General features: G+C 42.2%; 10 protein-coding genes. 4 read left to right on the top strand and 6 right to left on the bottom strand.

Annotated features, from left to right (window positions below):
• Window positions 1–77 precede the first annotated feature (77 nt).
• From M886_RS11375 to M886_RS11370, 3 genes are all read left to right on the top strand, one after another.
• Window positions 78–2417 carry a DUF3160 domain-containing protein gene (locus tag M886_RS11375; protein ID WP_015412795.1) on the top strand — a complete coding sequence of 780 codons (2340 nt, stop codon included), beginning with the start codon at window positions 78–80 and terminating at the stop codon, window positions 2415–2417.
• Between the two features lie 207 nt (window positions 2418–2624).
• Window positions 2625–2777, top strand: a complete 153-nt coding sequence (locus M886_RS18905; RefSeq protein WP_015412794.1) for a hypothetical protein — start codon at window positions 2625–2627, stop codon at window positions 2775–2777.
• Between the two features lie 35 nt (window positions 2778–2812).
• Window positions 2813–3298 carry a hypothetical protein gene (locus tag M886_RS11370; protein ID WP_011034695.1) on the top strand — a complete coding sequence of 162 codons (486 nt, stop codon included), beginning with the start codon at window positions 2813–2815 and terminating at the stop codon, window positions 3296–3298.
• A 207-nt stretch (window positions 3299–3505) separates the two neighbouring features.
• On the opposite strand, the gene M886_RS11365 is transcribed toward M886_RS11370, so the two are convergent.
• The 4 genes from M886_RS11365 to M886_RS11350 form a co-directional block, all read right to left on the bottom strand.
• Complete coding sequence (locus M886_RS11365) at window positions 3506–4723, bottom strand: homocitrate synthase family protein (protein ID WP_048036652.1); 1218 nt, start codon at window positions 4721–4723, stop codon at window positions 3506–3508.
• Between the two features lie 456 nt (window positions 4724–5179).
• Entirely contained in the window at window positions 5180–6007 is an 828-nt protein-coding gene (locus tag M886_RS11360; protein ID WP_048051199.1) for an NAD(+)/NADH kinase, read from the bottom strand.
• A gap of 1 nt (window position 6008) precedes the next feature.
• The gene (locus tag M886_RS11355; protein ID WP_011034692.1) at window positions 6009–6812 is read right to left on the bottom strand and encodes a bifunctional fructose-bisphosphatase/inositol-phosphate phosphatase; all 804 of its coding nucleotides are present in this window, start codon (window positions 6810–6812) and stop codon (window positions 6009–6011) included.
• A 176-nt stretch (window positions 6813–6988) separates the two neighbouring features.
• The gene (locus M886_RS11350) at window positions 6989–7996 is read right to left on the bottom strand and encodes a type II glyceraldehyde-3-phosphate dehydrogenase (RefSeq protein WP_011034691.1); all 1008 of its coding nucleotides are present in this window, start codon (window positions 7994–7996) and stop codon (window positions 6989–6991) included.
• Between the two features lie 1146 nt (window positions 7997–9142).
• On the opposite strand from M886_RS11350, the gene M886_RS11345 reads away from it, so the two are divergent.
• Entirely contained in the window at window positions 9143–10387 is a 1245-nt protein-coding gene (locus M886_RS11345; protein WP_011032006.1) for an IS110-like element ISMma5 family transposase, read from the top strand.
• Window positions 10388–10427: 40 nt separating this feature from the next.
• Here the strand turns inward: M886_RS11345 and M886_RS11340 are convergent, their stop codons facing one another.
• Together M886_RS11340 and M886_RS11335 are read right to left on the bottom strand one after the other, a co-directional pair.
• Complete coding sequence (locus tag M886_RS11340; protein ID WP_011034690.1) at window positions 10428–10616, bottom strand: CooT family nickel-binding protein; 189 nt, start codon at window positions 10614–10616, stop codon at window positions 10428–10430.
• A gap of 131 nt (window positions 10617–10747) precedes the next feature.
• Window positions 10748–11629 (bottom strand): damage-control phosphatase ARMT1 family protein, encoded by an 882-nt coding sequence (locus M886_RS11335; RefSeq protein WP_048051198.1) that lies wholly within the window; start codon window positions 11627–11629, stop codon window positions 10748–10750.
• Window positions 11630–11854 lie beyond the last annotated feature (225 nt).

The raw sequence follows: 11854 nt of genomic DNA, 5'->3' as shown, positions 1-11854 counted from the left end.
AGTTATTATTACTGTACATTTGACGTTATTATTTTACATTAAATTATTTTTTACTGGTTTTGCACGAGGCATGGATAATGGACCGAAGAATAAGATTAGCAACAGTTTACCTGACGCTTTTGACCTTTATTTTGATCTTTGTTTTTTCTGCAGGCTGCTCCGGTCAGAATACAGAACAGGACGAACAGGGCTATGCAGCAGATATACTCAAAACAGAAGCCGTAACTTACTCCGGTCTTCTGGGCCAGGGCGCATCCCTGCCCATAAACTACAGCCTGGAAGCCGTAGATGTCAAATTAAAAGCTCCTTCTTATGATCTGCCACTCCAGAGGGATAAAATATCCAATTATGCAAACTTTTCTGACAAAATTCCTCTGAATGAGTCTGACCTTAAAGTTCTGGAAAGCAACGGTTTTGTGGTAATAAAGAACCCTTACAACCCTGAAGAAGAGGGTATAACCTCAATGTATGTGACCCTCAAGGAAGAGGAAGTTCCTGTTTTTATCACAACGGATTCTCTGCTGCACCTTTACCATATCCAGTTTGATGAAACACTCAGGCAGATAGAGGAAAAAGAGTTTTACGATACTCTCTGGGAAACCGACCTTGACCTCCTGAATGCCTCGGTCCAGGAGTACAGCAGCGCATCAGGAGAAGAAAAAGAAGCCGCAAGGAGAGATGCAGCCTATTTTGCAGTTGCTCTGAGCCTGCTTCAGCCTAAACCTTCACAGGAACAGGCAGCAGAAGACTCTTACTACTTTGTTGACGAAGCTCTTTTCCCTGCAGGCTCAGGAGAAAAATATCAGTTTGAGGTACCTTCATTTGTAAAGAAAGAAGTAGAAGCAGAACTCGCTTTGATAGAAGCCCATGAAGGTTTCACAGTTTCTCCGATTTTCCTCTATAAAGAAGACTATTCCCAGTACGTACCAAGAGGGCATTACACACGCTCCGAAAAATTGCAGAATTACTTTAAGGCTTTTATGTGGCACGGCAGGATGAGCATGCTCCTGAAGGACAGACTGATAGAGTCCGAAGACCCTGAAAAAGATGCCCGCATCCAGACTATCCAGGCATGCCTGATCGCTTCACAGCTTGAAAACTCGCCAGAACTTCTTGAAAAGTGGGACAGGATCTACGGGGTTACGGCTTTTTATGTAGGCTTCTCCGATGATCTTGGGCCTTACGAATATATGGAAGCAATGGACAGGGTCTTTGGCAACGAGGAAAGGAAATTCAACGAAACTGCAGTGGAGGAATTAAAATCCATACTTGCTCAAAACCAGGGCCCTCAAATTTACGGAGGCACTGGGAACTGTGCCCTTGAACCACCCTTCACTCCGGAACAGGCTGACGAATGCCTTGAAAACACAACAGGCTTCCGTTTCATGGGACAGCGCTTTATCCCTGACTCTTACGTTTTTTCAAATATGGTAGGAGCCTATACAGGGGAATACAGGGGTGAAAAGGAAGAACCTTTCACTTTTGTGATCTCAGGGGCGGGAAGGCCCATCCGCGGTTTCCCGCGCGGGCTTGATATAATGGCTCTCCTGGGCTCGGAAAGGGCTGTTTACTGGCTCGACGAACTGAATGATTCCAGTTACGAAAATTACAGTGTTCAGTATGTAGCCATGGACTCCGAATTCTCGAACTTCAGCGCAGCTGAGTGGAACAGGAACCTTTACTGGTCCTGGCTCTATTCCCTCCAGCCCCTCCTGAAAGACTACGGGGAAGGATACCCTACCTTTATGCAGACGGATGCCTGGCAGGACAAGGAACTGAGCACCTCTCTTTCTTCCTGGACTGAACTGAGGCACGACACAATACTGTACGCAAAACAGAGTTACACGATAGTTGAAACCGCAATGCCAATGCCTCCTGAAGAAAAACCGGTTGTGGGATATGTGGAGCCTGTCCCGGACTTTTATGCCAGGCTGTTTGCCCTGACTAAAATGACAAATCAGGGGCTGGACGAAATGGGTGTCCTTGACCCCGTTTCAAAATCTAGGCTCACGGAGCTTGAAACTATCCTTTCAAGGCTTCAGGCAATCTCGGAAAAGGAACTCGAAAATGAAGAGATGACAGAAGAAGACTACGAGTTTATCAGGGACTTCGGAGCTCAGCTTGAAGGGGTCATAGCCGATGTGGATGAAAAAGCGAGAAAAACTACGGTAGTGGCTGATGTTCATACCGATGCAAATACTGAAGCCGCTCTCGAAGAAGGGGTGGGATACGTGGACATGATTGTAGTCGCATATAAACTTCCCGACGGCAGGGTCCTTATAGGGGCCGGGCCCGTAATGAGTCATTACGAGTTCAAACAGCCCATTTCAGACCGCCTGACGGATGAAAAATGGAGAGAAATGCTGGAGAAGAACCCGCCGGAAAAGCCGGAGTGGACCTCCACCTACATTTCTTAATTTTTAGTTTTTCCAGGCAGAAAAACCATCTTCATCTAAAATATTTCAGGAGATTACGTGAAGGGATTGATCTGCCAGAATTCTCTTACTGTTACCAGAATTAACACCCAGGCAGACATGGAAAGGTATTAATTGGAGAAGTATGAGTAATAATATGTGGGTGTATAATCAATATAAGCCATCTGGCAAAATCGTGAGGTAGTAACAATGTGTAGTGTTGGAGACCCTTTTGATTTCAATATGGAAGGAAAACTGCCGGTTAAAAACTATGTATGCAAAGAATGTGGAAATAAATTCAAAGGCATTGGCAAAAATGTGAAGTGCCCTTCCTGCCAGTCCACAAATGTAGCAGAGTCCTGAGAATCAACTGGATTTTTAAGATACTTATTTTTAACATGAAAAAACCGACCTCTTCTAAAGACATTTCACTGAAAGAAAGTGAAATGCTTCTCCTGCGCGGTAGTGCAGGGATAGTGGCTATTGTGAAAGCAGGTCCTAATGGACAGTTCTTTCTGGAAACTGAAAAAGAAGAAATTGTACTCGGACTGGAACCCCATGACCTGATTGTAGCCTCTTCATTTTCTGTAGGGGAAAAAACCGAGAAGGGGCTTAAATGCGTTCTCTTCATGATCCGGGAAATCCGGTCACCGTTAATAGTCCTTCCAAAAAACCATCCAGCATCACCAAGGCTTCCAATAGTCGTGTCGGCTGGTAAAAAGACTGTCCTGAGATGCAATATCACGCCCGGAACTCATCCGAATCAGGATGTTCTGTGCGGCGCAAATGACTTTAATAATCTGGAGATAACAGGAACAACTGAGGGCGTGCATATTGAAAATATGCCGCAGTGTGAGGTATTGAAGATTAACTTTGATATCTGATCATTAATATTCTTCACATTATCAGAAAAACTATCTGAAGACTCGTTTTTTCAAGATATTAAAAAATACCCATAAGAAATAGAAAATTAGATTAGTGTAAAAAAGATTAAACTAATGGACAACAGAAAATTAAAATAAGTATTCATAAAAATTAGAATGAATCTTCAGAAACATTCTAATTTATGTTATAATTTCAGGATAGAATTTTCAGATAGAAAACTTCTCTTTTTCACTGCCTGAAGGTTTCTGTTCCTGTTTCACCTGAGTGATCAGCCTTTCAAGCTGGTCCCGTGAGATGCTTTTGTGCTTTTCTTCAGTGCATACCTTGACTTTTTCAATAAGGGCACAGAGCTCTTCCCGCTCAAGACAGAAGCCAATGCTGTTAATAATGCCTTTCAGGGCTTTTTTGCCTGTGTGCTTTCCTACAACAAGGTTGCGTTTTCCACCGACCATCTCCGGGAGGAAAAGTTCGTAAGTGCGCGGCTCTTCCAGAATTGCAGCCACATGGATCCCGGATTCGTGCGTGAAGGCGTTCTTTCCGACAACAGCCTTGTTTACCGAAGGGGTAATGCCTGAATATTCCGAAACCATCTCTGAGAGAGAGTTAAGTTTGGTGGTATCATAACGCTCTATCCCATACTGAACTCTGAGGGCGACCAGAACCTCTTCCAGGGAGGCGTTTCCTGCCCTTTCTCCGATAGCGTTAACTGTTGTGTGGAGCTGTTTTGCCCCGGCTTCGGCGGCTGCAAGGGTGTTGGCTGTAGCCATGCCGAGGTCATCGTGGCAGTGGATACATATCGCAGTATTTACGGACTTGAAGATCTCACTTACAAGATAATTTGTTGTGGTGGGGTTCAGTATCCCAACGGTATCTGCAAGGCTTACATACTGCACTTTATACTCATTTTCAACTTCCTTAAAAGCCTGTTTGAGGCGTTCAACCGGAGTACGGCTTGCATCTTCAGCTGCAAAACGCACTTTTAAACCGTGGTCAGTTGCATATTCTATGGCTTCCTTGGCGCAGCCGAGCATATCCTCAAGGCTTCGATGATACTTGTACTTGAGGTGCATGTCTGACATTGCAATGAAAATGCTCACTATATCAACGTCACATTCAAGGGCAGCGTCAACATCCCCCTTTACTGCTCTTGAGAGACAGCAGATCCTTGAATTAAAGCCCTGGTTTGCAATTTCCTTTACAATTTCTTTTTCATCTGCGGAAACTACCGGAAACCCGGCTTCTATAACCTCAATACCCATGGAGTCAAGTTCACTGGCTACTGCCAGCTTCTGTTCTTTGGAGAACACAACGCCAGGGGTCTGTTCCCCATCGCGAAGGGTTACATCACAGATTTCGATATCAAGGGGGCGATAATCGATGAAATCCATAAGTGTGTTTCTGGAGTACTGCTCGCTCTCTGACATGGTTGCTGTTTCCCGTGATTTTTTCGGTTTGAGAAATTTATGATTATTTTTAATGATATTTGTATTGACTGCCCTGAAAAATAACTCAGAGGCCTGAATAAGAAATTGTGAGGTTAAAACCCCGGTAAAAGTCAAAAAACCTTATGTTTAGCAAGATTAGCATTAGCTTTACCTACATATGTATAAATGGTTTCCTTGGAGGAAAAGGGTTTCCGAGGCATTGTTTCTATATTTATTCGTAAAGAAAGCTCGCTGTACGTTATCCGGTTTTTACAAGCCTGTCCCTGAATCAATTTACCTAAAATTTACCTAAAATATAGAAATATAACCGGTTATACAAATGTAGCCAGTTATACAAATGTAACCAGTTATACAAATGTAACCAGTTATACAAATGTAGCCAGCATTTGATAATTAGAGAGCCCGGATAAAGCCCTGATATAAAAAAAGGATGTTTTAAGAGAGTTTTCTCTGGACCCTTTCATAAAAACATGTATCTGAAATCCTGACAAAACGTGCAGGAAATTTCGATTTTTTTAATTTGACGATATCTTCAGGCCTGATCCTGTAAGACTTCTGTCCGTCGATTGCAATTACAGCATCTTTTTTGTGCTCCAACAGTTTTACTGTAATTTCGCTGTCTGCGGGGATAACCCAGGGCCTTGAGGAGAGTTTGAAAGGGGCAACAGGAACAACAACAATTGCATTTACCCTCGGGTTTATAATAGGGCCCCCTGCACTCATTGCATATGCAGTCGAGCCCGTAGGTGTTGCAAAAACCACACCATCCGCGCGCATCTCATCAAGAAGGCAGTCGTTTACATGGACTTCAAACTGAATAATTTTCGCGGGCTTTGCAGACATTACAGCAATCTCGTTTGTGGCGGTTTCAAGCATTTCCCCATTGAGAAAAACATCCACACGCATCCTTTCGAGATACGAAAAGCCGTAGAGGACTTCTTCTATGGTTTCAATCGCATCTTCAGGTTCCACATCCACGAGAAAACCGAGAGTGCCCATATTAATTCCCAGAATAGGAAGAGGATCTTTCATTTTGGCAATATTCCGAAGGACTGTCCCGTCTCCTCCCACACTTATAACGAGTTCGACTCCTTCATCCCTCATCCTTTCTACCGGAGTCCCTTCTATACCCAGGACTTCAGCCGTGGCGGTTGAGACGAAAATCTGCACCTGGGAATTGAAACGAGCAAGGATCTCCCTTACCATGTCAAGAACTTCAGGCCTGTCGCAACGCGATGCAATCCCTATCCTCTTTATAGCCAAATTATCCCCCTGAGAGCAAATGTAAAATCTTCTCATGCACATGCCCGTTGGACGCGACCATGTCCACTCTGGCAGTAACATTATCTGGAAGCCTCAGGAGATTTCCATACCCGTCAGTCACACGTCCGCCGGCTTCCTCAAGGATAAGCTGCCCTGCTGCAACATCGGTTACGCGTAAGGCTCTTCTGACATCCACAAAGGCATCAAGCCTGCCTGATGCTACATAACACAATTCAAGCGCAACGCTCCCAAAAAGCCTTACTCGCCTGATATTGCTGTATATCTTCCGTGTCCTTTCCACGTTCTGCCTGTAGCCGTATACGCTGGCACAGAGGCTCTTAAGGTCCGAATTGTGAGATGGTCTTATTGTTTTTCCGTTAAGGTAAGCTCCTTTTCCAGCTTCCGCGTGAAATTCCTCTTTTAATGCAAGGTTGCTTACATACCCAAATCTCAGGTCTGAAAGGTCATGAGAAGCAAACGCAATTGAAACACTGTAAAAAGGAATGCCTGAAGAAGCATTGTATGTCCCGTCCAGGGGGTCGAGCACAACAGAGAACTCAGGAGATTTCCCGATAATAAGCTCTCCAAGCTCTTCACTGAGTATCCTCATGGATCTGCCGTCGGCTTTAAGCGCCTCAACTATAGCATCTTCTGCTACCTGGTCTATGCTGGTAGTGGGCGTTCCGTCAGCTCCCATGCCTACGAAGCTGCTTGCCGAATCAGTGCCCACAAGCTCAAAAGTTGCATCGTATGCAGCTTTAAAAGCCTCCTGACACAGTTTTAAAAAGTTTGAATTAGAGGTCATGTAAAGATCGGATTATTCTATCTCAAATCCCCTTTTCCATAATTCGGATTTAGGGGTTCTGGAAACAAAGGCTTTAAAATCAGGACCAGGGCAGCCCACCGAATATTTTTTCCAAAAATTCACCCGGGAGTCCTGATCTCTGAGTCTAACTCTGAGACTAATAAACCATGCAGGGCTCAGAGCCCGATAGCTTTGTTTGTTTTCTGGATTGATTTTGCGCCGTCGCTCTCAAGCTCCATCATTGCACGGATAGCATCCACAGTTTCCGGGACCACAATTGATTCCTGATGGATTGCCTGGAAGAAATAGAATTCCCTTTCGTGCACGGTAATGGATTCAGGCCAGATGCAGTTCTCCCACATGTCGTTTCTGGGGCGCCCCATGTCTCTTGCTAATTCGATAATCTCAGCAGTAGAATTAATTCCCTGACTCATGAAACGGATTCTTGACTGAGAGCTGAAAATCCTGTTAATATCCTCAGCAGTGCAGTCGGTGTTGACTTCCATATTTACGGTATGCAGGTGCATAAGTGTTGTCGGAATTTTCAGGGCTGCAGTTGTAATGTTGATGTGAGGGAGTACACTCTTTATGTCAGGCCCGTGGTGGGACGGAAGTTTTATCGGATCAGGCACGATTGCATTAATAGGACCTTTCTTTATATCATTGGGATCCGTAGCCCTTCTTGCAAGGGTAACCCTTACCTTTTTTACCCCCAGTTCCCTGTCAATAGGGTAAATGACCCTGCAAAGCCCTGTTGTGTTACAGGAAACTACCCTCACCAGGTCACGCCCGAGAGCTCCTTCGTAGTTGCTTGCAGCATTAAAGGAAAAACCTGCAAGTTCATGATCTTCACCGCCCTGCCAGATTGCTTTTACTCCGGCTTTTTCATACATTGGTTTATTTGCTTCCCCAATTCCCCCAGGAGTACAGTCAACTACCAGATCTGCTTTTTCTACCATTTCTTCAATGGTTCCGGCGAGTGGAATACCTGCTTTCTCAAAGGCTCCGGAGTTTGAAGCCGGGGCAAATAGATCATACCCTTTCTGGTGTGCTACTGCAGCTTCATAATTGGGCTTGGTTTTTGAAACCCCTATGATCTCCATGTCATCCTGAGCCTGTACTGCGTCTGCAACTCTTTTCCCTATAGTTCCGTAACCGTTTACTGCAATCTTTGCTTTGACCATTTATTATCCCGTCCTGTTTGTTTCTTTTATTAATCGGGAGATAGATTTAAATTAGATTTTAATTAGAGTTATATTATAGTTCTATCACGATAAATAATATTTTAAATCAATAGCATTAGACGCTGTGAGTTTACTTTTCCTGGGTTTACGTTCCTCTGTCGACAGGTTTCACAGATCCGAAATCGAGACATAAATTTAAAGTTTTTCATACATTTATAATGTACGTCCGTATTTATAATGTAAGTCTACATTAAAGAGTCGCTGCAAACTACAGATTTGAATCTAAGATATTGAAGTTAACTGGAAAGTGCCCCAAATATTTTATTTATGGCGGGTATCTTAGATTACATTGTGGTTATAGATTAAAAACAGATAAATGCTTTTCTCAGAAATTAAATATTATTAAAGAAAGTAGAAGAGAGATTCAGGCTTTCAGACCCTTCCAGAAAGCTTCCGGGCAGAAAGATATCCTGAATTTTTATATAACGAAGCATAGAACCCCTGAGTTTTGAGCTCAGGAGATATAAGCTTCAGCTTCCAGACATTTAACCTTTGCTAATTCTTTTAAGCTATAATTACTTTCTATTATTACTTTCTATTAATAGTATAGTGCTGACCCATATAGCTGCCTCCAGTACGAAAACAGAGTGAGAGTTAACAGGACAAACCTCTGGACTTAAATAACTTGTCACCTCAGAAACTGCAGGCAGGGCCTGCGTGACCTTCCTCATTAGAAGGAGGGCGATAAAAGAAGCCAGCAAGTCAAAAAAAGCCGGCAAATCAAAAGAAGCCGGCAAGTCTTTAGATTAGCAGCTGCTTCACGGCAAAGTGCCCTTTATTAAGTTCGTTTCTATTTTTCGGGATTAACCCCTCCTGAAGGCAGTGAAAATCAGTAAGACAAAAAACACACATGATATTCTTGGAATAACATGCCCAAAAAATGAAAGTCTTTTTCACTTAGCTTTTTTGATAATAGAACTCCATCATTACCTTTGGACAGGAAGGTTGTTTTTACTTTGGTTCTCCGAAGCCGTCAAAAAACTAACCATTGAATTGCCATCGAAGGCCCAGATGTGACCTTGATCACGGATGCCAAATTGCCTTTGAAGCAATTCTACTGTCCTGGAAATGATGGAGTAATGTAAATTGGACGGAGAAATAAACAAATCTTGTGGTTTAGACATTCACAAACGTTTTGTTATTGCTACTATCCTCAGTAGATCCGGTGAAAAACAACAACATCGTTTTGCCAGAGATGATGATGGGATTTTAGATCTTAAAAATTTAGTAACCTCTGAAAAATGTGATGTTGTTGCCTGTGAATCAACAAGTGATTTCTGGGTTCCGATTTATGAGGCATTGATAGATCATTTGCCTGTTATAGTTGGAAATGCTCGAGATATGAAAGCATTTACACATAAAAAAACAGATAAAATAGATTCCGAAGTAATTGCAAAACTTGCATTGAATAAGATGGTTCAACCATCAAGAGTTTTTCCGAAGAAACATAGAGAATTCAGGTCATACGTCAGGCTTCGCCTAACTCTTGTAAGAAAAAGAACGGACATTAAAAATGAAGCTCATGCAATTCTTTCCTCCGAAATGTTACATCTGGGTGATGTTCTGACTGACATTTTTGGAAAAAATGGTAGAGCAATTCTAGCAGGAATCTCTTCAGGTAAAAATATTGATCAAATTATAGAGTCGCTTTCTCCAAATGTTCGGAAAAAGAGTGTTCAGATAAGGGAAATTCTGGATAGAGAAATATCACAGAGTGCTGCAATAAGGCTTCAGATATGTCTGAACCTTATAAAACATTTAGATGAAGAAATTGAAGTTCTTGAAAGAGAAATTTTCAATTATGCTTATCAAAAGCATAAAAGGGAAATGGAAATTTTGATGTCAGTTCCAGGTATTGGGGAGCTTGGTGCGGCAACTCTAATTGCTGAAATAGGAGATTTCAGGGATTTTCCAACGGGAGATAAACTTGCTTCATGGCTTGGAATAGTTCCTAATGTGTATCAATCTGCAGATAAATACCATAACGGAAGAATCACTAAGAGAGGATCAAAAGTAGCAAGGTGGATTCTAACTCAGATTGCTCAAGCAGCAGCAAGAAAGAAAAATAGCAGATTAAAGGAGTTTTTTAACAGGAAAAAGAAGACAATTGGATATGCTAAGGCAATTATTGCCTTAGCAAGGAAAATTGCAACAATAATATGGCATTTGATCACAAACGATGAGATGTACGAAGATGAAACAGGATACCAAAAGGGAGAAGTTAAAAAGAGAAAGATTGTTGAGGCAGACATATTCTCGGTTGATGAAAGGATAACAATAATTAGTGGAATTATCGCAATTATGGGAAAAAAGGAAGGAGAGAGTACGTGATGAGTTTTCTCATCATGGACTTTCATGCCAAAGTAAAAAGTTATCTGGATAAAATAATCGCTTCCCCGCGCGAGAAATTGATCTCTTTTACCGAACCTTCAACCGTCATTTTATCTCCGAGGATTCCGGTAAGCTGAATTGTGTCCCCTTCGACCAGAATCCTTGCTACGGAGTCCATAATCCTCTCCCGGTTTTCTCCACTGAGCAGAATTACATTAATTTCACACATCATAAATCTCTCCTTTAAATGTTATTTTTATACGGAATTCTGCACTGACTTTAAAATATTTTCATTAATACATATAATTTGTTTTTCTGCTCAATAAATAGTTGCCGAAAAAATCCGGAATGCAGTAACTTTCAGGGGAAATTCATAAGTTTTGCAACAGATAATCCCGTCTCAAGCCCCAGGTCTTCAGCCACGCATTCGCATTTTGTAAGAAGCATATAGGCTATGGGTCCGAAGTTGTGCTCTGAGAGGGTCTCGTAGTTTGCCATGCCCTTGCTAATTATCAGGGTAGCATTCTTCATGGCATCAAGAAGTTCGGCAGGGGCTTCTTCTACAAGGACTCCAACTGCATTTGAACCTGTGGTCATTACCCTGTCGACCTTTTTATCAATTTCAAACTCTTTTATTTCTTCCAGAGTCACATCTGTAAGAATGGGGCCTCCACGCACAACCAGGGTTATATTTCCACCCAGCTTCTTAATCACGTCAAAAACAATAGCATCAAAAAGGATCTCTCCACAGTTATCAGCGATATATACGACGTCCTGAAGCAGACCGAGCATTTCAGGAGTGTCGTCAACATCAAGTCCCTGCTTGTAATATTTCAGAAAAGCAGCTTCAAATTTATCTTCGCTGGCATCAAAACCCATAATCCCGAAGTCAAAATAATTAGCAATAACAGATGCCAGTACTGCCCGCTTGAAGAGTTCTCCATCATCAGGAGAATTTTCGTAAATTTTTTCTTTTGCTGCGGGCAGGACTTTTAAAGCAGCCTGATTGATCAGCTTTTTCGTAACCTCATAAGGGTCACTGTCTCGGAGTACTTCATAGCATTTCCTGTGGACTTTTGTGGCCACACGGGATGATACAGCCTCAGGGCTATAATGTTTGTTCATGACCCCAAGGCATTCGTGGATAGTCCTGCTTATCAGATCTTCATCATCGGTAGAAAGCTTTGATTGAAAATGCACTCGGGAAAGAAGGCAGTAAGTACAGCGTGGATTCATCTTCATGGGAATTCTTCCTGTTTTTTTGGATTATGGATAAGGAATTTAGGAATATTACTGATATGGCAGCAAATGTTATACATTTACTTATTCACATGTAATGAATCCTAAAAAATAAACCTTTAAATAAGTAACCTGAAACAGAGATAAAATTAGAAATTGTGTTAATATAATCCGGATACCAGAATTTGCTGCCATAACTTCTTAAAAAGGTAAATTCTTTATAGCCGA

The sequence above is a fragment of the Methanosarcina soligelidi genome (genome assembly GCF_000744315.1).
Taxonomy (GTDB): Archaea; Halobacteriota; Methanosarcinia; order Methanosarcinales; family Methanosarcinaceae; genus Methanosarcina; species Methanosarcina mazei.
The sequence above is the reverse complement of the archived record's forward strand: the minus strand, read 5'-3'. Positions and strand labels throughout refer to the sequence as shown.